This is a genomic window from Burkholderia sp. RF2-non_BP3 (assembly GCF_001522185.1).
In the GTDB taxonomy this organism is placed as follows: Bacteria; Pseudomonadota; Gammaproteobacteria; order Burkholderiales; family Burkholderiaceae; genus Burkholderia; species Burkholderia diffusa.
Genome location: NZ_LOSU01000010.1, coordinates 136,261 through 157,855, shown reverse-complemented (window position 1 = coordinate 157,855; position 21,595 = coordinate 136,261). Strand labels below are relative to the sequence as shown.

The window sequence follows — 21,595 nt, the reverse complement described above, 5'->3', positions numbered from 1 at the left end:
TGATGATCGATCGTGTATCGCCGCGGCCGGTGCGTTTCGCCGGCCGCGTATTCGTCGCCGTCGTGCTGGCCGCGCCGCTGGTCGCGCACGCGCTGCCCGGCTACGACGACGTGCGCCGCAACTGGCGCAGTTCCGACTGGGTGCTGCTCGCGCGCGACGGCACGCCGCTGCAACGCACGCGCGTCGACCTCACCGAACGGCGCGGCGACTGGGTCTCGCTCGCCGACGTGTCGCCCGCGTTCCGCGAGGCGATCGTCGTGTCCGAGGACAAGCGTTTCTACGCGCACAGCGGCGTCGACTGGCGCGGGATCGCCGGCGCGGCGTGGGGCAATCTGTGGAACGAGCGCACGCGCGGCGCGTCGACCGTGACGATGCAGCTCGCCGGCTTGCTCAGCGATTCGCCGCGCCGCTCGGGCCAGCGCTCGCTGCCGCAGAAGGCCACGCAGGCGATGAACGCGCTGCTGCTCGAGCGCGGCTGGCGCAAGGACCAGATCCTCGAGGCCTACCTGAATCTCGTGCCGTTCCGCGGCGAGACGGTCGGGCTCGCCGCGCTGTCGCAGGTGCTGTTCGGCAAGGCGCCGTCCGGTCTCGACGCGCGTGAAGCCGCGATCGCGGCCGCGCTGGTGCGCGCGCCCAACGCGGCCAGCGCGAAGGTCGCCGAGCGTGCGTGCCGGATCCTGCGCGACATGCATGCGGAACAGGCGTGCGCGTCGCTCGACGGCTACGTGCAGCTCGTGATCGCCCGCCCGGCCAACGCCGTGCGCGACGACGGCGCCGCCCTCGCCCCGCACTTCGCGCGACGCATCGCGGCCGAGGTCAGGCCGGCGGCCGGCGCGCAGGTGCGCACGACGCTCGATGCGCCGCTGCAGCGCTTCGCGCGCGACACGCTGACGCGCGCGCTGACCGAGCTCAACGCGCCCGCGCATCGGCGCAACGTGCAGGACGGCGCGGTCGTCGTGATCGACAACGCGACCGGCGAGATTCGCGCGTGGGTCGGTTCGTCGGGGGCGTTGTCGGGCGCGCGCGACGTCGACGCCGTGCTCGCGCCGCGCCAGGCCGGCTCGACGCTCAAGCCGTTCCTCTATGCGCAGGCGATCGACGAGAAACGGCTGACCGCCGCATCGCTGCTCGACGACGCACCGATCAACCTCGCAGCCGGTGGCGGACTCTACATTCCGCAAAACTACGACAAGGATTTCAAGGGCTGGGTGAGCGTGCGCAGCGCGCTCGGCGGCTCGCTAAACGTGCCGGCCGTGCGCACGCTCGTGCTCGTCACGCCGCACCGCTTCGCACGCACGCTGACCGCGCTCGGCCTGCCGCTCGCGCAGGAAGGCGACTACTACGGCTTCAGCCTCGCGCTCGGCAGCGCGGACGTCACGCTGCTGTCGCTGACCAACGCGTATCGCGCGCTCGCGAACGGCGGCGTCGCACGACAGATCGTCGACCTGCCCGCGCCGTCGCCCGCTTCCGGCGCATCGGCATCGGGGCGCGCGGACAACGGCACGCGCGTATTCAGCGAAGCGGCCAGCTTCGTCGTCACCGACATCCTCTCCGACAACAATGCGCGCGTGCGCACGTTCGGCTTCGACAATCCGCTCGCGACGCGCTTCTTCTCGGCGGTGAAGACCGGCACGAGCAAGGACATGCGCGACAACTGGACGGTCGGCTTCACGTCGCGCTATACGGTCGGCGTGTGGGTCGGCAATGCGGACGGTTCGCCGATGTGGGACGTGTCGGGGGTGACGGGCGCGTCGCCGGTGTGGTCGGCCGTCGTCGGCTACCTGCACCGCGACCTGCCGAGCCGGGCGCCACGTCCGCCGGCCGGCGTCGAAACGCGTCGCATCACGTTCGAGCGCGACGTCGAGCCGTCGCGCGACGAGTGGTTCGTCGCGGGCACGGCGCTCGATACGATCCGGCTCGCGGCGCCCGTCACGCCGGGCAAGGACGGCGCGCGCGCACCACTGACGATCGGCGCGCCGACCGACGGCACGATCTTCGCGATCGATCCGGACATTCCGCCGAAGAACCAGCGGATCTGGTTCGAGCGGTCGTCCGGGCATGCCGCGCGGTTCGCGTGGCGGCTCGACGACAAGGTGATCGGGCACGCCGACCGCGTCGCGTGGATGCCGTGGCCGGGAAGGCACCGGCTGGAACTCGTCGACGCACGCGGCAACGTGGCGGATGCGATCGGCTTCGAGGTGCGCGGCGCGTTCGCGAAGCCGGCTGGGCGCAAGCCCTGAGCGCCCGCGCCGGCCGCTTACTGGCCTGCTGCGTTCGCCTTCGGCGGCTGATTGGAGAAGTCGATGACGGGCGCGGTCGAGATCGCGGCTTCGTTCGCGACGCTGAAGTTCGGACGCGGCTGGTAGCCGAAGATCCGCGCGATCACGACGCCCGGGAACTGGCGGATCTGCACGTTGTACTGCTGCACCGTCTTGATGTAGCGGCCGCGCGCGACCGCGATGCGGTTTTCGGTGCCTTCGAGCTGTGTCTGCAGATCGCGAAACGCCTCGTTCGCCTTCAGTTCCGGATAACGCTCCGACACCACCATCAGCCGGCTCAGCGCGCCCGACAGTTCGCCCTGCCGCTGATCGAACGCCGCCAATGCGGCGGGATCCTTTGCCATCTCCGGCGTCATCTGCACGCTGCCCACGCGCGCGCGTGCCGACGCGACCTCGGTCAGCACGCGTTCCTCGTGCGACGCGTAGCCCTTCACCGACGCGGCAAGATTCGGCACGAGGTCCGCACGACGCTGATACTGGTTCAGCACCTCCGACCACGCCGCGTTGACGTCTTCATCCGACGACTGGATCGCGTTGTAGCCGCAACCGGCGAGCGGCGCGAGCACGCAGCATACGAGCAGGATTCGAAACCATTTCATTGTTTGTGACTTCCGGTTGAACGCTCCGGCTGGAGCGGAAAGTTGAAAAGAAACGTTCGCCCTCGCACCGCGCACGGCGGCTACCAGCGGCCCGATGCCCCGCCGCCGCCGCTCGAGCCGCCACCGCCGGTGAATGAATCGGACGAACTGGAGCTGGAGCTGGACGAATCCGAGCCGGACGATGGCCAATTGAACGACGAAGACGAGGACGTGGAGCGGGATGACGACCAATCGCTGCCCGTCAGTTTTTCGACGATCAACAGGATCCCCATCACCACGCAGAAGACCGTCAGCAGAACCTCACCGGGCGAATATCCCATCAGATGCCCGATCCAGATCAACGCCAGCAACGTCACGCCGATGATCGCCGTATTCTTCCGGACGCGTGCGGATCGAACGAGAGCGATGCCGAGGAGCCACGCACAGTAACCCATGCTCGTCGCGACGATCCCCAGCCCACCCAGCATCGCGACCAGATCGCCTTCGAAAATCGCGCCGACCGGCAACATCGCAACCGGCACGATCGTCGCGACGAGAAAGCTGGCCGGCAACATCACCTGCCAACGCAGCTTGCGCCATTCGGTGACGACACCCAGCGCGACACCGGTCAGCCCGAGCAGTAACCAGAAAAGGAAGCTCCCGACGTCGGCCGAGGGTTTCTCCCGCAAGCCGTTCGACAACCGCTTCGCATCGCCGGACGTCGCGCGCTGCGCGTCCTCGTCGGGCAGTGCGCTATCCGACGCCGCCATTTCAGGCGGCGTCATCTCGCGCACCAGCGCATCGACCGCATCGCTCACGCCGGCTTCGATACGCTTCTCGCGAAACGCCGGCACGATGCGTTCACGGATGATTCGCCCCGCGACGATGTCCGGAATCGCGTCTTCCAGGCCGTATCCAACCTCGATCCGCACGGTGCGATCGTTCAGTGCGGCGACCAGCAGCAGACCGTTGTCGATCTTGCTCGCGCCGAGACGCCATTTCTCGAATACCGTGGTCGCGAACTGCTCGATGGTCGCGTGGCCGGTCGAGCCCACCAGCAGGATCGCCATCTGCACGCCGAGCCGGCGCTCGAGATCGGCCAGACGGTCGGTCAGCTCGGACGCACATGCGACACTCAGTACGCCCGTCATGTCGGTCACGCGGCCTGTCAGCGGCGGCGCTGCTTCGGGGTCGTTGGCGACGGGATAGGCGGCTGCGGTAGCCACGTTCGTGCAGGCCGACGGCGCACCGGCCGCCAACGGAATCGCGCCAGCGTCAGCGGCCGGCGCGGCGAAGGCCGTGCTGCAAAGAACCATCGCCCCGGCCAGCAGCGCGGCCGCCACCACCTTGCCGGTGCCGGTCTTGCCGCGGATGCGGGCGGGCCGCGCCGCGTTGCGGGTCGTGCATGCCATCGATGCCGGATCGCCCTCGCAATCCGGGAGGCGTGACCGCCGCGTCAGTCGTTTCAGGTTCATGTCGGAAACGGCGCGCCGGTTCCGTCGGGAATGGCGCGTTCTCTCGTCGTTTTTTGATCGTCCCGCAGCATAACCAATTGCGAAGGGAATCGAAAGGCTCCGGACCCGGGCGGTTGCCGATCGCGCCGGTGCAACGTGCTGCTCGCGCGAGCAGGTTTGACAAGACTCACCTGCCGGCACGCGCTCCCCGCGCTCTGTCGAGAAAGCGAGCATGCACCGCCGGAATCCGAGACCTAGAATATGAGCGACACCGCCTATCCGGCGTCCACCGGTTGCCACACTTGCCCATATGCCCGCGACCATGAACCTTCGCCATCCGCGCTTTCTCCGCCCCGCGCTGGGCACCGCCTGCGTCGCCGCCCTCGCGGCACTGGCCGGCTGCAACGGCGACGCCTGCTTCGGCGTCGATGTCTGCTTCAACGGCAACAACACGCAGACCGTCGCGCTGTCCGGCACGGCCGCCACGGGCTCCGCGCTCGCGAGCGCGTCGGTCACGGTCAGTTGCGCGCAAGGCTCGGCGACGACGCTGACCGACGGCGGCGGCAACTACCGCGTGACGGTGAACGCCGTGCTGCCGTGCGTGATCACCGTCGCATCGAGCGGCACCAGCCTGCATTCGCTCGCCTACGCGGGCGGCACCTTCAACACGACGCCCGAGACCGAGCTGATGCTCGTCTATCTCGCCGCGCAACTCGGTACGAACACGGCCGGGCTGATCGGCAATTTTCAGGGGAATGCGCACTTCCAGCAGGCGATGGGCAGCCCGAACACGGTGCAGGCCGCGCAATCGGCGGTCGTGACGAATCTGCAGCAGCGCTATTCGGTCACGCTGTCGACGCCGGCCTTCCTGACGACGCCGTTCGTGGTCGGTCAACCAGGCGTCGACAGCGATCTCGACGCGCTGGCCAAGGCCGGCGCGATCGATTCGAACGGAATGCCGGATCCGGCCGCGGTTTCGCTGCTGGCGCAGGCGGGCGCGGGGCACCCGCTGTGAGCGGCCGGCGTGCCGTTGCGGCACGCGCTTGCGCAGCCGCTACGGCTTACGCGGCTTCCCCGCTCCCGCAAGCAACCCGCGCCGCCTGCTGCTGCGTGAGGTAGCGCAGCAGCTTCGTCACCATCCACACGACGATGAACGACAGCGCGACGAAGAACACCGCGAGCGGCGTCAGCACGTGAATCGACACGAAACCGGCCAGCCCCATCATCGCGGACGACACGAGCAGCAGCGCGCACCCGAGGATCGCGCTCGTCAGCCCCGCGATATGCGGAAACAGCGAATTGCCCTTGGCCATCAGCGTCGGATACATCGCGCCCGCGCAGAAACCCATCACGAGCACCGGCGTCGCGAGCGTCCACACGCGCAGGCCGACGGTCAGCGCCAGCACCAGCATCGCGACCGCCGCGCCCGCCATCACGCGTGCGCCGATGCGCAGCCGCTGCTCGGCACTCGGCAGCCCGCGCCCGTGAATCCGGTTCGACAGCCCGCCGAGGAAATACATCAGCCCGATTCCGAGCGCGAGATAGCCGAAGTAGGTCGGCGGCTTGTGCAGCGTGGTCTGCACCATGAACGGCCCGACGATGTTGAACACCAGCAGGATGCTGTAGCACAGCCCCTGCGCGAGGAAGCAGCTCTGGAACACCGGGCTCGCGAGCACCTTGCCCGCGTTCGCCATCAGCGTGCGCGGCTCGAGATGGACCGGTTTCGGCAAGGTTTCGCGATAGCGCCACAGCAGCGCCCACATCACCAGCGAGTACACCAGCAGGAACACGAGGCACGCGCGCCAGCCGAACCATTCCTGAAGGTGCGCGCCGATCACCGGCGCGATGATCGGTGCAAGCCCCCACGCGATCGACATATACGTAAACGCGTGCATCAGCGCCTGGCCCGAGAACGAGTCGGTGATGATCGCCTTCGCGAGCAGGTTCGTGGTCGCGATCCCGAAGCCCTGCAGGCAGCGCGCCAGCACGAACGTCTCCAGGTTCGGTGCGCCGAGCGACAGCAGGCAGCCGATCGTGTAGATGACGAGCCCGAACGCGAGCACGCGCTTGCGCCCGTACGCATCGGCGACGGGGCCGAAGATCAGCTGGCCGAGCGCATAGGCGGCCATGTAGCCGGATACGCTCGACTGGATCGCCTGCGGCGTGGTCGCGAACGAGCGCGCCATGTCGGGCAGCGCGGGCACGTAGATGTCGATCGCGAGTTGGCCGGCGGAGGCAAACAGGCAGATCAGGAACAACAGGAAGCGCGGCGAGTTCGATTCGCGCGCGGGGGTGAGCGAGGCGTTCATGACAACCGGGAAAGATTCGGACGGCGGCGGCACGCGCCGTGCTGTTCGAACGACGAACAACGGTGCGCGGCGAAGTGCGTATTGTGCCTGTTGTTACGCAGCGCGACAGGAATCCCATGGCGCGGGCGCGGTTGAATGCCGATTTCGGCACAGTCGGCAACTGACGAACCGGCATTGCGCCAGCCGGAAATCAAGGTCTCACGCACGCTTGCGCCGCGCCAGGGTCCGGGCCATAAACGGAAGCCGCCGGCAGGTGCCGGCGGTCTCTATATTTGCGGTGCGATACGCCGACGACGCGTCGATCAGTACTGCGCCTGATCCGTCGGATTCCTGAACAGCTGCTTCATCTCCGGCGACAGCGGATAATTGAGGCTCACGCCCTTCGGCGGAATCGGCTGCATGAACCACTGGTCGTAGAGCTTCTCGGCCGCGCCGGAGGTCTGCATCTTCGCGATCACGCCATCGACCACGTGCTTGAACGCCGGATCGTCCTTGCGCATCATGCACGCGTAGTTTTCGTGAACGAGCGGCGTGCCCGTCACCGTGTACGCACCCGGATTGCGGTCCTTCGCGATCTCGCCGTACAGCAGCGGCTCGTCCATCACGAACGCGACCGCGCGCCCCGTCGTGACGTTCATGAACGCTTCGGCGTGGTCCTTCGCGCTGATGATCGTCATGTTCATCCCCTTCTCCTCGTTGAGCTTGCGCAGCAGGCGCTCGTCCGACGTGCCGGCCGTCGTCGCGACCGTCTTGCCGGCCAAGTCCGCGAAGTCCTTCACACCTGAATCCTTGCGCGTGCTGAAGCGGATTCCGTACAGGAAAATACTGTTCGAGAACGCGGCCTGCTTCTGCCGCTCCAGCGTGTTGGTCGTCGACCCGCACTCGAAGTCGATCGTGCCGTTCTGCAGTAGCGGAATCCGGTTCTGCGACGTGATCGGGATTTCCTTCACCGTCAGGTTCGGCGCCTTCAGCTCGGCCTTGAGCGCGTCGATGATGCACGCCGCGATGTCGCGCGAGTAACCGATGTTCTTCTGCTGGTTGTCCGAATACGAGAACGGCACCGACGATTCGCGGATACCCAGCGACACGACGCCCGTGTCCTTGATCTTCTTCAGCGTGCCGGTGAGCGCCTGCGCGTGCGCGGTGCCCGCCAGCGCGCAGGTCAGTGCGACGGCCAGCCAACGGAAGCGGCGATCCATGCTTTTCTCCTGACGAAACGTTGATCGAATCGCGATCGTACGCCCGACAAAATTCGCGCCTCATCAGGGAAAGCGTAAAGCGCACTCCGTCGATGCCGCCCGCGAGCAATCGTTTCCGTGGCGCGCAAAAACGCCCGCGCCGCACGTTTCTCCCGGTCATCCGCCTCCAATCTTGCACTGCGTGAACAGATCATCCGTTCCAAACGCGCGTTCATGCTGCGATACAGCAAGGCAATCGTTTGCGTGTCGTGCTTTTTTCACACAAAACATATTCAAGAAGCCGCCTCATCGGCCGTTACCCAGTGCATGGCGCGTCGCAGCAGTCTGCACGTGTCCGATAAAAAAACAGGTCCGGTTTACGCCGGGCAGGCACGACCGCCAGCACGACGGTCATCTACGAGGATCGAGTTTCACCATGAGAGCCAAACGATTCGATTTCGCGCTGGCCCGCTCCGCTCATGCGCGCATGCTCGCCGGCATGCTGTCTGCCGCGGCCCTGCTTCCGATCGCCGGTTGCGGCGGCGGTGGCGGCGACGGCAGCAATCCGTCTTCTTCCAACGCAGCGCCGGCCCCCTCGCCGGCGCCCTCCCCAACCCCGACGACCCCGCCCCCGACCAGCGGCAGCAATGCATGCACGACGCAGCAGGCCGCCGTGCAGATGGCCGCCCAGACGGCCGGGCCCATCGAGCCGCCGGTCGATCACCTGATCGTCCGGCTGAAGACGCCGACTGCCGCGCGCGCGATGGCGGCCCTCGACACCGGCACGCGGCTCGACGCGGTGATCCAGCGCTCGATGACGCGCTGGACAGCGCCGACGTCGACCGGCGCCGCACGGACGTATGCCGCCGTGACGACATCGCAGGCACCGCTGAACGTGCAGGTCGAGCGAACCCTGTCGGACGGCGCGGCCGTGCTGTCCATCGGCCAGCGCATCGCATCCGACGACGCGGCGGCGCTCGCGCAGGCGTTCGCGGCCGACGGCGACGTCGACTACGCGGAACCCGATCACCCGATGCGAATCCGCGACACGCCGAGCGACCCCGCCTATGGCCAGCAGTGGTATCTGTCCGACGCCAGCGTCGGCATCAACGCGCCGCCCGCGTGGACGCGGACCAAGGGTGCGCCGACCGTCGTCACGGCCGTGCTCGACACCGGCTACCGGCCGCACCCCGACCTCGTCGGCAATCTGCTGCCCGGTTACAGCTTCATCTCGAACGCCAACACCAGCAACAACGGCCAGGCGCGCGGCACCGATGCAACCGATCCGGGCGACTGGGTCACGCAGCAGGAACTGGACGACACCAGCGGCCCGTACTATCACTGCGCGAGCGAGCCGAGCGCCAGCAGCTGGCACGGCACGCGCGTGATGGGCGTGATCGGCGCCGCCGCCAACAACGGCATCGGCGTCGCCGGCGTGTCGTGGCTCGGCCGGATCCTGCCGGTGCGCGTGCTCGGCAAGTGCGGCGGCAAGACGAGCGACATCGCGGACGCGATGCGCTGGGCAGCCGGCATCCCGGTCGCCGGCGTGCCGACGAACCCGAATCCCGCAAAGATCATCAACCTGAGCCTGGGCGGCGTCGGCGCGTGCAGCGCGACGTTCCAGCAGGCGATCGACGATGTGAATGCGAAGGGCGTGACCGTCGTCGTCGCCGCCGGCAACGATGGCCTGTCGACCGCGCTCGACCAGCCGGCGAACTGCCGCGGCGTGATCACCGTCGCCGCGACCGACGCAACCGGGCGCCGCGCGTCGTTCAGCAACTTCGGCTCCGACGTCGCGCTGAGCGCGCCGGGCGTCAACATCCTGTCGACGGCCAATAGCGGTAAGACGACACCGGGCACGGACACGTACGGCACCGCGAGCGGCACGAGCCTCGCGACACCGCAGGTGACGGGCATCGTCGGGCTGATGCTGTCGGTGAACGGCAACCTCACGCCCGCGCAGATCCAGCAGAAGTTGCAAGGCGGCGCACGCGCGGCGATGCTGCCGGCCAGCACGTCGTGCACCGCGCTGCCGGCCGGTTCCGGTATCGCGGATGCAGGCGCTGCCGTCACGGCGTCCACGCAGTAGCCGGTACGTCGCCTCGACGCAATCGCGCGCATGCCTGCCTGGCATGCGCGCGTTTTTTTCGTCCGCGAAGCCAGCGTCGTCGCACCGGCGTATTGCAGGAACTGCCCGAAAAAAGGGCGGAAAAAGGGTTGACGCTTCGCACGACGACCCATTACCATCGCCCCCGTCTGATTACATGGAGTGTTCTGTGAACACCGATGCGAGTTGTAGTTGGTCCTCGACCAACTTGACTGCTGCCTGAGGAAACCGCGCAGAGCCTCGTCTTCTGCCGCATCCCGGGAAGCAGGATGCGGCGCCCTTCCGGCCTGACCGGCCAGAATCCCCCGCCGATTTTTTCGATATCGCCGAACGTTCGCGCTGCGCAACCGTGCGTTGCCGCGCGCATACGTTCGCGCCGCACGCAGCGCACGCTGCGTGCGTGTTCCGTTCGCGTGCCGTCCGGCCGCGCGCCCTCACGCGTGCGCGGCTATCGATCGCCCGTGCCGTCCACCCGCAACCGACAGGAGTGCAGATGAACTCAGACGACAGTAGTCGATTACCGCTCGCCGGCGCGACGCCGCGCTTCGTCCCTCGGACCGCACTCCGCGCGCCGGCGAGCCTTCCTCCCTTCACCGATCCACAGCCGATCGCGCCCGGCGCGACGCGGCGGGAAGCGTTCGTGCGTCGATAACGTCACGGTCGCTTCCCGCCCGCCGCCGCGTGCGCAAGGAGCGATTCATGACACAACGAAACACCTCGCAAAAGAAACAGCGCGGCTTCATCAACGCCGGCCCCGGTCAGCAGAACGAACCGCGTGCCATGCGCGCCGCGCAGGAAGCGGCCCGCCCGCTCGAAGAAACCTTCAAGTCGCTGCATACCAGCATGCGCGGCCTCACCTACGGGCAGGCCGCCGACCGTCTGCAGCACGACGGCCCGAATGAAATCGCGCACGACAAGCCGCCGCACTGGACGCGTCAGTTGCTGCATGCGTTCCACAATCCGTTCGTCTACGTGCTGCTGGTGCTGGCCGCGATCAGCTTCTTCACCGACGTCTATTTCGCGGCACCTGACGATCGCGACTACGTCGGCATGACGATCCTGCTGGCGATGGTCACGATCAGCGCGTTGCTGCGCTTCGTGCAGGAATTCCGGTCGCTGCGCGCGGCCGAAAAGCTCAAGGCGATGGTCCGCACGACGGCGACCGTGCAGCGCGCGGTGACCGACACGTCCGAGCCGGCGCGCCGCGAGGTGCCGATGCGCGAAGTGGTGGTCGGCGACATCGTGCATCTGTCGGCCGGCGACATGATCCCCGCCGACGTGCGTCTGCTCGCGTCGCGCGACCTCTTCATCAGCCAGGCCGTGCTGACCGGCGAAGCGCTGCCGGTCGAGAAGTACGACACGCTCGGCGCGGTCGCCGGCAAGTCGGCCCACGCGGGCATGGCGGGCGCGCCGGGCGCGGCGAACGACGCGTCGACATCGCTGCTCGATCTCGAGAACGTGTGCTTCATGGGCACCAACGTGGTCAGCGGCACCGCGACGGCCGTGGTCGTCGCGACCGGCGAGGACACGTATTTCGGATCGCTCGCGCGCAACGTCGTGAGCCACAAGCGCATCGAGACGAGCTTTGACCGCGGCGTCGCGAGCGTGAGCTGGCTGCTGATCAGGTTCATGTTCGTGATGGTGCCGATCGTGTTCATGATCAACGGCCTGACCAAGGGCGACTGGCTGAGCGCGCTCACGTTCGCGCTCGCGGTGGCCGTCGGCCTCACGCCCGAGATGCTGCCGATGATCGTCAGCGCGAACCTCGCGCGCGGCGCGATCGCGATGGCGCGCCGCAAGGTCGTCGTGAAGCGGCTGAATTCCGTGCAGAACTTCGGCGCGATGGACGTGCTGTGCACCGACAAGACTGGCACGCTCACGCAGGACAAGATCATCCTCGAACACCATCTCGACCTGTCCGGCCACCGGAACGAGGACATCCTGCGGCTCGGCTGGCTGAACAGCTTCCATCAGAGCGGCCAGAAGAACCTGATCGACATCGCGGTGGTCGCGCGCGCCGACGAGATCGGCGAGCGAGTGAAGCCGCAGGGCTACAGGAAGATCGACGAGTTGCCGTTCGACTTCGTGCGCCGCCGCCTGTCGGTCGTCGTCGAGGACACGCACGGCGCGCACCTGCTGATCTGCAAGGGCGCGGTGGAGGAAATGCTCGCGGTATCGACCCACGTGCAGGACGAGCATGGCGTGCGTCCGCTCGACTTCGTCGCGCGCAAGCGGCTGCTCGAACAGGCAAACGCCTACAACGAGGACGGCTTCCGCGTGCTGGTGCTCGCGACCCGCGCGATCCCGCGCGGCGACGAACGCGAACAGTACCGCACCGCCGACGAGCGCGACCTCGTCGTGCGCGGCTTCCTGACCTTCCTCGATCCGCCGAAGGAATCGGCCGCGCCGGCGCTCGCCGCGCTGCGCGAGAACGGCGTGTCGGTGAAGGTGCTGACGGGCGACAACCCGACCGTCACGATGAAGGTGTGCCGCCAGGTCGGCCTCGAACCGGGCAAGCCGGTGCTCGGCGCTGAAATCGAGGCGCTCGACGACGCGACGCTCGCGCAGCTCGTCGAACGCACGACGGTGTTCGCAAAGCTCACGCCGCTGCAGAAGGCGCGCATCGTGAAGGCGCTGCAGGCGAACGGCCACACGGTCGGCTTCCTCGGCGACGGCATCAACGACGCACCCGCGCTGCGCGACGCCGACGTCGGCATTTCGGTCGACAGCGGCGCCGACATCGCGAAGGAAACCGCCGACATCATCCTGCTCGAAAAGAGCCTGATGGTGCTCGAGGAAGGCGTGATCAAGGGCCGCGAGACGTTCGGCAACATCCTGAAGTACCTGAACATGACGGCCAGCTCGAACTTCGGCAACGTGTTCTCGGTGCTCGTCGCCAGCGCGTTCCTGCCGTGGGAGCCGATGCTCGCGACCCAGTTGCTCGTGCTGAACCTGATTTACGACACGTCGCAGATGCTGCTGCCGTGGGACAAGATGGATCCGGAGTTCCTGAAGAAGCCGCGCAAGTGGGAAGCCGGCAACATCGGCCGCTTCATGCTGTGGGTCGGGCCGACGTCGTCGGTATTCGACATCACGACCTACGTGCTGATGTGGACCGTGTTCGGCGCGGGTGCGATGTATCACCTGCACGGCGGCTCGGGCGGCCAGATCGTGATGAACTCGGGCTGGTTCATCGAGAGCCTCGTGTCGCAGACGCTCGTCGTGCACCTGCTGCGCACGCAGAAGATTCCGTTCCTGCAGAGCACGGCCGCGCTGCCGGTGCTGCTCTCGACGTTCACCGCGATCGCGATCGGCTGCTGGCTGCCGTTCTCGCCGTTCGCGGATTCGCTCGGCTTCATGCACCTGCCGGGCACCTACTGGCTGTGGCTCGCCGCGACGATGGTCGGCTACATCCTGCTCGCGCAGATCGTCAAGACGATCTATGTGCGTCGCTACAAGCAGTGGTTCTGATTCCCTCCGAACGACGGCGTGCCGGCCCGCATGGGCGGCACGCCCACGACGCACTACAGGTGACGTGATGAAAAGAAGAATGCTTCCGCGCGCGGCCGCGAGCGCCCTCCTCGCGCCGCTGGATGCCTACGCGGCGCATCCGCTCGTCAGCGACGACACGGGCACGCAGGGCAATGCGAACTGGCAGTTCGAATTCAACGGCGAGGAAACCTCGAAACAGGACGAGAACGGCCGCCATCAGTTGTGGAACGCGACGCTCACGCGCGGGCTCGGCGAGCACGTCGATCTCTACGTGAGCGCGCCTTACACGCATCTGCAAACGCGCACCGACGAAAACGGCGCGGGCATCGGCGATGTCGAGATCGGCATGAAATGGCGCTTCGTCGAACGCGGGCCGCTGTCGCTCGCGCTGAAACCGAAGGTGACGATGCCGACCGGCAACGACGGTCGCGGGCTCGGCACGGGCCGTGTCGGCACCGGCGCGACGCTGCTCGCGCAAGCCGACGTCGCGCGCTTCTCGCTGCTCGCGAATGCGGGCCTCGCCTACCAGCCGAATCGCCAGGGCGATCTGCGCTCGGTCTGGGCCGTGTCGGCCGCGGCGCTCTACAAGGCAACCGACAAGCTGCAATTCGTGGCGGACATCGGCCTGTCGCGCAACACCGAAAGCACGGCCGGCGCAAATCCGGCGTTCGTGATCGCGGGTGCGATCTACTCGCCGAGGCGCTGGCTCGATCTCGACATCGGCTACCGGCACGGGCTGAACGACCAGACCTACCGTCATTCCGTCATGGGTGGAGTAACGGCGCGGTGGTGATGCCGTGACGATGCGGCCGACGCCGCATGTCTGACCCACCGCGACGGGCCGCCTTCGGGCGGCCCGTTTTCTCATTTGCCGTCGTTCGCGCCGAACAGTTGCGCGCACACGGCGCGCCCCGCTTCGGTCAATGCGGCGCTGCCGGTGCCATCGTCGTTCAGCGTCGTCGCGCTCAGGCCGGCGGCGTCGAGTTGCGTCAGCACGCGGCGCAGCGTGCTCATCGGCAATTGCGTGCGCTTCGCGATTTTCGGCAGCGACCACGTCCTGCCGGACGGATCGGTCGCGGCGTCATGCAGCGTCGCGAGCGTCGCAACGAGTGCGGGATCGAGCGGGGCGTCGTCGGATTCTGAAGTCATCGGTTCGGGTTCGCGAGCCGGCGCGGGACCGGCATTCGGGAAGGATGCAATCGCGGACACTATACGCCCGGTCACGCGCCCTTGATCGCGGCGCGCATGAACGACACGAAACGCGTGGTCACGGGATCGTCGCGGCCGGACAGCCACGCCAGCCCGACGCGCCATTTCGCGTCCCTGCCGGCGAGCGGCAATACGGTCGCGTCGCGCAGCAGATACTGCGCACGCGAAGGAATGAACGCGACGCCGACCCCGGCCGCGACCGACGTGAGCACCGATTGCACGTCCTCCGCCTGCTGCGTGACCTGCGGTACGAAGCGCCGCTCGACGCACCACCGGTCGATCTGTGCGGCGAGCCCGGGGCCGCGTGCGCGCTGCAGCGCGATGAAGCCGATCTCGTTGAGCACGTCGAGATCGGCCGGCACGCGCTTGAAGCCGAGGTGCGGCGGCACCGCGAGCGCCAGCCCCTCGTCGATCACCTTGAACGACGACAATCCGTCATCCGACGGCAAACGCAGGAACCCCGCGTCGAGCTTGCCCGCGCGGAGCCGACGAGTTTGCTCGGACGACGACAGGTCGCTCAGCGTGACCGCGATGCCCGGATTGCGGCGCCGGAATTCCGCGACGAGTTTCGGCACGAGCGTCAGCACGGACAGGCAGATGCCGAGCCGCAAATGCCCGCGTTGCCCGCTGGTCGCCTCCCGTGCACGCGCGAGAATCTCGTCGGCGTCGCGCACGAGCGCCTGCGCGTCGGGCAGGAAGCGTTCACCGAACGGCGTCAGCTCCGCGCCGTGCCGCCCGCGCTCGAACAGCTTGCCGCCGAGGCTCGCCTCGAGCGCGCCGATCTGCTTGCTCAGCGCCGGCTGGCTCATGTGCAGCGTGTCGGCCGCACGGCTGAAATGGCTGAGTTCGGTGACCGTCAGGAAAGTGCGCAGCAGTTTCAATTCCATTCTTCAAAGGAATCGTATCGATCGAAACATTCATTTTACTGATCGAATGGCGTGACGTTCAATACGGAAACGCCCCTTTCGGAGTTACCCACCATGCCTTTCGATCATGCGGCCGAGTGCCTGACCGACGAGTCGTGCGACACGGTCGTCGCCGGCGCAAGCGATGCCGGGCCCGACGCGCCGGCGCCCGGGCGTCGCACCGCACGCGCCGACGGCCGCAGCCGCCGCTTGCGCTTCGGCAATGCGCTGGACGACGTGCCGCCACGTGCCGTCACCGGTTCGATCGCGATCAGCTTCGCGGTCGTGTCGCGGCGGAACTGGCCGCGTTGAATCGCGACACCTGGCGCCCGCCGCCGAACGCACGCGTTCGATCCTCCGCAAAAAAACCGCAGGAATCCGCGCGCATCACGCATCATTGCGCGCACATCCATCGTCATCGCCACGCGATCGACCTTATAATTTCCCGCACCCGCTGACCGCCCACGCATTTCGCGCCGCCGCAACGCGCGAGAAAAGGAGACTTTCGCTTGACCGGCCTCATCGCGCGCCTGCCTCGCGCCCGGACCACCCTGATCATCGTCCTCTCGTTCCTGACACTCGCGTTCGCGACGAACGCGTCCGCGCAGCCGCATCGCACCGCGTCGCCGCATGCGCATGCGCATGCGAAAGTCGTCAAGAAAAAGCCCGCTCCCCGCAAGCACAAGGCCGTCAAGCATCGCCGCCCGCGCGTGAAGCATCAAGCGGTCAAGCGTCACGCGGCGCCCGCACCGCAGCGGCGCGCGAAACGCACGAATGCGGTTCGCCCACGCCCCGCCGCGAAGCCGCGCCTGCTCGCAAGCTGCGGCTATAGCCCGCGCGCGGCACGCTCGCTGCACTCGCGCGCGGCCTACGTGCTCGACGTCGACTCCGGCACGCCGCTGCTGGCCCGCAACGCACGCACGGTGCGGCCGATCGCGTCGATCTCGAAGCTGATGACGGCCGTCGTCGCGCGCGACGCGAACCGTCCGCTGAACGGCGTGCTGCGCGTCACCTCGCGCGACCGCGACACGATCAAGTTCACCGGTTCGCGGCTGCCGATCGGCGCCGAACTGTCGCGCCGCCAGATGTTCCATATCGCGCTGATGTCGTCGGAAAATCGCGCGGCCGCCGCGCTGAGCCGCGACTATCCGGGCGGCCGTGCCGCGTTCGTGAAGGCGATGAACCGCGAGGCGCGCCGGCTCGGGATGCGTCATACGCATTTCCGCGAACCGACCGGCCTCTCGCCGCACAATGTGTCGACCGCCGAGGATCTCGCGCGGCTCGTCGCCGCGGCCGCGCAGGATCCGCTGATCCGCTATTTCTCGACGGACACGTCGACCACCGTGCAGGCCGGCGACGGCGAGCTGCTGTACGTGAACTCCGATCCGCTCGTCCGCCACGGCCGCCTGCCGATCCGGTTGCAGAAAACCGGCTTCATCAACGAATCGGGGCACGGCGTCGTCATGCGCATGCACGTGAAGGGGCGCCGCGAAACGGTCGTGCTGCTCGGCGCGCCGACGCGCGCCGGCGTGTCGAGCGATGCCCTGAAGATCCATCGCTGGCTGGCCTGCTCGATCCAGTAAGCACGACGCGCGCGGCCCGCGCGCTCATCCACGAAGGAGCGATGCCATGCAGGACGAATACCGTTTCAACGCATTCGGACGCCTGCTCGCCGTCGTGCGTTCGAACGGCCGCTGGACCGTGTTCGATCTCGGCACCGACGGCAAGCGACGGCCGGCCAACCTGCAGATTCCGTCCGCGCTCGCCGCGGACGAACTCGCGCAATATCTCGGCGACCTGCTGCACGAGAATGCATCGCCGAAGTACAACGACGTCGTGCCGATTCCGTCGCCGCGCCGCGCGTAACGCGCTGCCCACTCCCACCGCACCGACACACCGCACATCTCGTACGCCCGCCAAATTCGACAGCCAAACTTGCAAGTTAAACTGTCGTATTCTATGATTCGCCGCATGACACCACCGCGCACACCCGGCGTTTCCGCCGATACCGTCGCCGCCGATCTGACCCTCGCGGTCGGCCAGTTGATCCGTCGGCTGCGTTCCGAGATCGAATCCGAAGGGCTCGGCATGTCGCAGACGAGCGCGCTCGCACGGCTCGAACGACAAGGCCCGATGACGACCGCCGATCTCGCCCGCGCCGAGGCGATGAAGCCGCAGTCGATGAAGGCGATTCTCGCGAGCCTCGAGGAAGACGGGCTCGTCGAACGCGAGCCTCATCCGACCGACGGCCGCCAGATCCTCTTCATGCTGACCGCGGCCGGCCTCGCGGCGCGTCGCAAGCGCGACACCGCGAAGCACAAGTGGCTCGGTGCCGCGATCGAGAAGCTCGCCCCCGAAGACATCCGCACGCTCGCCGCCGCGATTCTGCTGATCCGGCGCATCGGCGAGCAATGACCTGCGTGCGTGCCGCGCGGCATCCGCGCGCACGCTTTCCTTCGCCCACTTCACGGAGCATCACGCCATGAGCACGACCCGTCTCGACACGCAAACGGCACTCGTCGTCATCGACCTGCAGAAGGGCATCGTCGCGCTGCCCACCGCTCACCCGGTCGCACCGGTGATCGAACGGACGCGCGCGCTGCTCGACGCCTTCCGTAGTCGCGGCCTGCCGGTCGTGCTCGTCAACGTCGCCGGCAGCGCGCCGGGCCGCACGCAGCAGCAGGTGCGTCTGGATGCCCTTCCCGCCGACTGGGCCGATCTTCTGCCCGAACTGAACCGCCAGCCAAGCGACCATCTCGTGACGAAGAAGACCTGGGGTGCGTTTACCGGCACCGGTCTCGACGCGCACCTGAAAGCCGCCGGCGTCACGCAGATCGTGCTGGCCGGCATCGCGACGAGCATCGGCGTCGAATCGACGGCCCGCCAGGCGCACGAACTCGGCTACAACGTGACGCTCGCGGTCGACGCGATGACCGACCTCAACGCCGACGCGCATACGAACAGCGTCGAACGGCTGTTCCCGCGCCTGGGCGAGACAGGTCCGACGCAAGCAATCCTCGCGCTGCTCGACCGGCGCGGCGCGTGAGCGACAAACGCGCTCGGCCGGCGCCGGGCCATGCGGCCGGCCGGCTCGATCCGTCGATCTGGAAAGTCAGCGCCGTCGCGACGCTCGGCTCGCTGCTGTCGCAACTCGACGCGACGATCGTCAACGTATCGCTGGCGAGCCTCGCGACCGATCTGCACGCAAGCCTGTCGACGATCCAGTGGGTGACGAGCGGCTACCTGCTCGCCCTCACGCTGGTGTTGCCGCTGAACGGCTGGCTGGTCGACCGGATCGGCGCGAAGGCGCTGTACCTGTGGTGTTTCTCCGCGTTCACGCTGACGTCGGCGCTGTGCGGGCTCGCGTGGTCCGCGCCGTCGCTGATCGCGTTCCGCGTGCTGCAGGGCGTCAGCGGCGGGCTGCTCGCGCCGATGGCGCAGATGATGATCGCGCGCGTGGCCGGCCAGCAGATGGCGCGCGTGATCGGTTATGCGGCGGTGCCCGTGCTGATCGCACCGATCCTCGGGCCGGTCGTCGCCGGTGCGATCCTGCAGCACGCCTCGTGGCGCTGGCTGTTTCTCGTGAATCTGCCGGTCGGTGCACTGGCGCTTGCGCTGGCCGTGCGGTTCCTGCCCGGCGACCGCGATGAAACGCAGCGGCGCGAACTCGACTGGGTCGGCCTCGCACTGCTGTCGCCGGCGCTCGTGCTGTTCCTGTATGGCGCCGAGCGCATCGACGCGGTGCCCGGCATCGCCGCGATCACGGGTTCGGTGCTGCTGCTCGCCGCGTTCCTGCGCGTCGAGCGGCGCAAAGGCGAGCATGCGCTGATCGATCTCGCGCTGTTTCGTTCGCGCGTATTCGGCGCGGCCGCTGCGACGCAGTTCCTGTCGAACGGCGCGATCTACGCGGGCCAGATGCTGATTCCGGTGTTCCTGATCGAAGCGTGCGGCCGCTCTCCCGGCGAGATGGGCTGGCTGCTGGCGCCGCTCGGACTCGGCATGCTCGTCACTTATCCTTCGATGGGCGCGCTGACCGGCCGGTTCGGCGTGCGCCGGCTGGCCGCCGCCGGCGCGCTGCTCGCGCTCGCCGCAACGCTGTCGTTCGTGTATCTGGCGCTGGCCGGCTACGATCCCTACGTGCTGGTGCCCGCGCTGTTTCTGCGCGGGATGGGCCAGAGCGCGATCGGCGCACCGTCGATTTCCGCCGCGTATGCGTCGGTCGAGCGGCGCAACCTGCCGATGGCGACGACGTCGCTCAATATCGTCCAGCGCCTCGGCGGCCCGACGTTCACGACGTTGTGCACGCTGTTTCTCGCGTGGCGGCTGCAGGTCGAATCCGCGTCGACGGGCGGCATGCATGGAGCCGCCTACGCGTGGGCGTTCGGCCTGCTTTGCGCACTGCATGCGGCGAGCTTCGTGACGACGCTGCGGCTGCCGCGATGGTCGAGCGGCGCGGGCGGGCGACCGGCGGGGGCCGCGCGGGTCGGTTCGCGGTGAATGCAGACGCCGCTGCCCGTGTCGATGGTCGACCGGACCTGCGCGTTCCTCCCCGCTCGCCGCCGCGCGACACGTGCCCCCCGCGGGCACTGCATGCCAAACGCGCAACGTGCTGCGCGGCATGAAAACAACGCAGTCCGACGTAACGCTGAAAATGTTCCGGAGCCCTACGTCATGCGTGCGCGACATCCGGCCGGAACCCGATGGCACAATCACGGTCCCTTACATGTGCCCTTCATCGGGCGCACGCCGCATCGCGGCGCAGATTCAACACACGAGAAGGACCCTGCCTGACCTTATGACCCTGAACGAATCCTGGTTTGCGCCGCTCGTCGGTATCCTCATCCTGGTCGCCGCCGCCGGCGCGATCACGGCCACGGCCCATTTCCTGCTGTTCCGCGTGGTCGCGCGGCTTGCGCGGCTGTCGGCCACCCGCATCGACGACGCGCTGTTCGAATTCGGCGCATTCAAGTGGCTGAACCGCATCGTGCCGTTCGTCGTGATCAAGCTCGGCCTCGGCGCGGTGCCCGGCATCCCCGCCGTGGCCGCGCAAGCCGCCGACAAGGTGCTGTTCGCGCTGATCGTGTTCCTGGTGTCGATGACGATCAGCGCGACGCTGTCCGCGCTCGAGCACACGCATCGCACGAGCCGGCGCGACCAGCCGCGCCTGTCGCTGAAAGGCGCGATGCAGCTCGTCAAGCTCGTGATGTTCATCACGGCCGCGCTCGTCGTGATCGGCGACGCGACCGGCAAGCAGATCGGCCTGCTGCTGTCGGGCATCGGCGCGATGTCGGCGGTGCTGATGCTGATCTTCAAGGACACGCTGCTCGGCCTCGTCGCCGGTGTGCAACTGTCGTCGAACGACATGCTGCGGATCGGCGACTGGATCACGATGCCATCGGCCGGCGCGGACGGCACCGTCATCGACATCACGCTGAACACGGTCAAGGTCGCGAACTTCGATCACACGATCATCACGGTGCCGACCTGGAAGCTGATCACCGAGAGCTACCAGAACTGGCGCGGGATGACCGAGGCCGGCGGGCGCCGCATCAAGCGCGCGCTGTTCGTCGACGCGACGAGCGTGCGCTTTCTCGGCAACGACGAGATCGAACGGCTCGAACGCCTGACGCTCCTGAAGGACTACCTGGAAGACAAGGTCGATGCGATCGCGCAATGGAACGGCACGCTCGGCGCGGCCGGCGAATGCCAGGCGAACCGCCGCCAGCTGACGAATCTCGGCACGTTCCGTGCGTACGTCGCGAACTACCTGAAGGGCCATCCGCGGATCCGCCGCGACATGACCTGCATGGCGCGCCAGCTGCCGCTGACGGCCGAGGGCATTCCGCTCGAACTGTACTGCTTCACCGACACGACGACCTGGGTCGACTACGAGGCGATCCAGTCCGATCTGTTCGATCACCTGATCGCGGTGCTGCCCGAGTTCGGGCTGCGCGTGTACCAGCATCCGTCGGGCTTCGACATGCGCCGGATGGCCGGCGCGGCGCAAGCCGAACTGTCGGCGCCGCACGCGCGCTAGGGCTTGCCGCGGCGGCCTGCAACGGGTCGCCGCCGGCAACGCGGCAT

General features: G+C 67.7%; 18 protein-coding genes. 12 read left to right on the top strand and 6 right to left on the bottom strand.

Annotated elements, in window-relative coordinates:
* Nucleotides 1–2 precede the first annotated feature (2 nt).
* Nucleotides 3–2,240, top strand: a complete 2,238-nt coding sequence (gene pbpC / locus WS45_RS04300; protein ID WP_059698406.1) for a penicillin-binding protein 1C — start codon at nucleotides 3–5, stop codon at nucleotides 2,238–2,240.
* A gap of 17 nt (nucleotides 2,241–2,257) precedes the next feature.
* Here the strand turns inward: pbpC and WS45_RS04295 are convergent, their stop codons facing one another.
* Nucleotides 2,258–2,878 carry a LemA family protein gene (locus WS45_RS04295; RefSeq protein ID WP_059691292.1) on the bottom strand — a complete coding sequence of 207 codons (621 nt, stop codon included), beginning with the start codon at nucleotides 2,876–2,878 and terminating at the stop codon, nucleotides 2,258–2,260.
* Nucleotides 2,879–2,958: 80 nt separating this feature from the next.
* On the bottom strand, nucleotides 2,959–4,545 hold the full coding sequence (locus WS45_RS04290; RefSeq protein ID WP_179950352.1) for a TPM domain-containing protein: 1,587 nt from the start codon (nucleotides 4,543–4,545) through the stop codon (nucleotides 2,959–2,961).
* An 88-nt stretch (nucleotides 4,546–4,633) separates the two neighbouring features.
* On the opposite strand from WS45_RS04290, the gene WS45_RS04285 reads away from it, so the two are divergent.
* Entirely contained in the window at nucleotides 4,634–5,326 is a 693-nt protein-coding gene (locus WS45_RS04285) for a hypothetical protein (protein WP_059534011.1), read from the top strand.
* A gap of 46 nt (nucleotides 5,327–5,372) precedes the next feature.
* Here the strand turns inward: WS45_RS04285 and WS45_RS04280 are convergent, their stop codons facing one another.
* Both WS45_RS04280 and WS45_RS04275 read right to left on the bottom strand, forming a co-directional pair.
* The gene (locus tag WS45_RS04280) at nucleotides 5,373–6,620 is read right to left on the bottom strand and encodes a multidrug effflux MFS transporter (RefSeq protein ID WP_059691294.1); all 1,248 of its coding nucleotides are present in this window, start codon (nucleotides 6,618–6,620) and stop codon (nucleotides 5,373–5,375) included.
* Nucleotides 6,621–6,922: 302 nt separating this feature from the next.
* Nucleotides 6,923–7,819 carry a glutamate/aspartate ABC transporter substrate-binding protein gene (locus tag WS45_RS04275; RefSeq protein WP_059698402.1) on the bottom strand — a complete coding sequence of 299 codons (897 nt, stop codon included), beginning with the start codon at nucleotides 7,817–7,819 and terminating at the stop codon, nucleotides 6,923–6,925.
* A 415-nt stretch (nucleotides 7,820–8,234) separates the two neighbouring features.
* Here WS45_RS04275 and WS45_RS04270 point away from each other — a divergent pair, with 415 nt between their 5' ends.
* From WS45_RS04270 to WS45_RS04260, 3 genes are all read left to right on the top strand, one after another.
* Nucleotides 8,235–9,887 carry a S8 family peptidase gene (locus WS45_RS04270; RefSeq protein ID WP_059698400.1) on the top strand — a complete coding sequence of 551 codons (1,653 nt, stop codon included), beginning with the start codon at nucleotides 8,235–8,237 and terminating at the stop codon, nucleotides 9,885–9,887.
* Between the two features lie 717 nt (nucleotides 9,888–10,604).
* Nucleotides 10,605–13,376, top strand: coding sequence for a magnesium-translocating P-type ATPase (mgtA, locus tag WS45_RS04265; RefSeq protein ID WP_082721835.1), 2,772 nt, complete (start codon nucleotides 10,605–10,607; stop codon nucleotides 13,374–13,376).
* Nucleotides 13,377–13,443: 67 nt separating this feature from the next.
* Entirely contained in the window at nucleotides 13,444–14,190 is a 747-nt protein-coding gene (locus WS45_RS04260; RefSeq protein WP_082721834.1) for a transporter, read from the top strand.
* Between the two features lie 71 nt (nucleotides 14,191–14,261).
* Here WS45_RS04260 and WS45_RS04255 read toward each other — a convergent pair whose 3' ends face one another.
* Together WS45_RS04255 and WS45_RS04250 are read right to left on the bottom strand one after the other, a co-directional pair.
* Nucleotides 14,262–14,546, bottom strand: a complete 285-nt coding sequence (locus tag WS45_RS04255) for a hypothetical protein (RefSeq protein ID WP_059534015.1) — start codon at nucleotides 14,544–14,546, stop codon at nucleotides 14,262–14,264.
* A gap of 71 nt (nucleotides 14,547–14,617) precedes the next feature.
* Nucleotides 14,618–15,493, bottom strand: a complete 876-nt coding sequence (locus tag WS45_RS04250; protein WP_059698396.1) for a LysR family transcriptional regulator — start codon at nucleotides 15,491–15,493, stop codon at nucleotides 14,618–14,620.
* Between the two features lie 93 nt (nucleotides 15,494–15,586).
* Here WS45_RS04250 and WS45_RS04245 point away from each other — a divergent pair, with 93 nt between their 5' ends.
* The 7 genes from WS45_RS04245 (at nucleotide 15,587) to WS45_RS04215 (ending at nucleotide 21,548) form a co-directional block, all read left to right on the top strand.
* Nucleotides 15,587–15,823, top strand: coding sequence for a hypothetical protein (locus WS45_RS04245; RefSeq protein ID WP_082721833.1), 237 nt, complete (start codon nucleotides 15,587–15,589; stop codon nucleotides 15,821–15,823).
* A gap of 197 nt (nucleotides 15,824–16,020) precedes the next feature.
* Nucleotides 16,021–17,094 (top strand): serine hydrolase, encoded by a 1,074-nt coding sequence (locus WS45_RS04240; RefSeq protein WP_059698392.1) that lies wholly within the window; start codon nucleotides 16,021–16,023, stop codon nucleotides 17,092–17,094.
* A gap of 46 nt (nucleotides 17,095–17,140) precedes the next feature.
* Complete coding sequence (locus tag WS45_RS04235; RefSeq protein WP_059533907.1) at nucleotides 17,141–17,377, top strand: DUF7661 family protein; 237 nt, start codon at nucleotides 17,141–17,143, stop codon at nucleotides 17,375–17,377.
* 93 nt (nucleotides 17,378–17,470) lie between these two features.
* Nucleotides 17,471–17,926 carry a MarR family winged helix-turn-helix transcriptional regulator gene (locus WS45_RS04230; protein WP_059698390.1) on the top strand — a complete coding sequence of 152 codons (456 nt, stop codon included), beginning with the start codon at nucleotides 17,471–17,473 and terminating at the stop codon, nucleotides 17,924–17,926.
* Nucleotides 17,927–17,993: 67 nt separating this feature from the next.
* The gene (locus WS45_RS04225; protein WP_059698388.1) at nucleotides 17,994–18,557 is read left to right on the top strand and encodes an isochorismatase family protein; all 564 of its coding nucleotides are present in this window, start codon (nucleotides 17,994–17,996) and stop codon (nucleotides 18,555–18,557) included.
* Complete coding sequence (locus tag WS45_RS04220) at nucleotides 18,554–20,008, top strand: DHA2 family efflux MFS transporter permease subunit (protein WP_059698385.1); 1,455 nt, start codon at nucleotides 18,554–18,556, stop codon at nucleotides 20,006–20,008. Before WS45_RS04225 ends, WS45_RS04220 begins: the two co-directional genes overlap by 4 nt.
* Before the next feature lie 298 nt (nucleotides 20,009–20,306).
* Nucleotides 20,307–21,548 carry a mechanosensitive ion channel family protein gene (locus WS45_RS04215; protein ID WP_059533918.1) on the top strand — a complete coding sequence of 414 codons (1,242 nt, stop codon included), beginning with the start codon at nucleotides 20,307–20,309 and terminating at the stop codon, nucleotides 21,546–21,548.
* Nucleotides 21,549–21,595: the final 47 nt, after the last annotated feature.

Coding starts and splice junctions, on each gene's coding strand:
- WS45_RS04275 (WP_059698402.1), bottom strand. CDS start 7,819: ATGGATCGCCGCTTCCGTTGGCTGGCCGTCGCACTGACCTGCGCGCTG.
- WS45_RS04270 (WP_059698400.1), top strand. CDS start 8,235: ATGAGAGCCAAACGATTCGATTTCGCGCTGGCCCGCTCCGCTCATGCG.
- WS45_RS04280 (WP_059691294.1), bottom strand. CDS start 6,620: ATGAACGCCTCGCTCACCCCCGCGCGCGAATCGAACTCGCCGCGCTTC.
- WS45_RS04215 (WP_059533918.1), top strand. CDS start 20,307: ATGACCCTGAACGAATCCTGGTTTGCGCCGCTCGTCGGTATCCTCATC.
- WS45_RS04245 (WP_082721833.1), top strand. CDS start 15,587: ATGCCTTTCGATCATGCGGCCGAGTGCCTGACCGACGAGTCGTGCGAC.
- WS45_RS04230 (WP_059698390.1), top strand. CDS start 17,471: ATGATTCGCCGCATGACACCACCGCGCACACCCGGCGTTTCCGCCGAT.
- WS45_RS04285 (WP_059534011.1), top strand. CDS start 4,634: ATGAACCTTCGCCATCCGCGCTTTCTCCGCCCCGCGCTGGGCACCGCC.
- pbpC (WP_059698406.1), top strand. CDS start 3: ATGATCGATCGTGTATCGCCGCGGCCGGTGCGTTTCGCCGGCCGCGTA.
- WS45_RS04255 (WP_059534015.1), bottom strand. CDS start 14,546: ATGACTTCAGAATCCGACGACGCCCCGCTCGATCCCGCACTCGTTGCG.
- WS45_RS04295 (WP_059691292.1), bottom strand. CDS start 2,878: ATGAAATGGTTTCGAATCCTGCTCGTATGCTGCGTGCTCGCGCCGCTC.
- WS45_RS04225 (WP_059698388.1), top strand. CDS start 17,994: ATGAGCACGACCCGTCTCGACACGCAAACGGCACTCGTCGTCATCGAC.
- mgtA (WP_082721835.1), top strand. CDS start 10,605: ATGACACAACGAAACACCTCGCAAAAGAAACAGCGCGGCTTCATCAAC.
- WS45_RS04260 (WP_082721834.1), top strand. CDS start 13,444: ATGAAAAGAAGAATGCTTCCGCGCGCGGCCGCGAGCGCCCTCCTCGCG.
- WS45_RS04235 (WP_059533907.1), top strand. CDS start 17,141: ATGCAGGACGAATACCGTTTCAACGCATTCGGACGCCTGCTCGCCGTC.
- WS45_RS04250 (WP_059698396.1), bottom strand. CDS start 15,493: ATGGAATTGAAACTGCTGCGCACTTTCCTGACGGTCACCGAACTCAGC.
- WS45_RS04290 (WP_179950352.1), bottom strand. CDS start 4,545: ATGCTCGCTTTCTCGACAGAGCGCGGGGAGCGCGTGCCGGCAGGTGAG.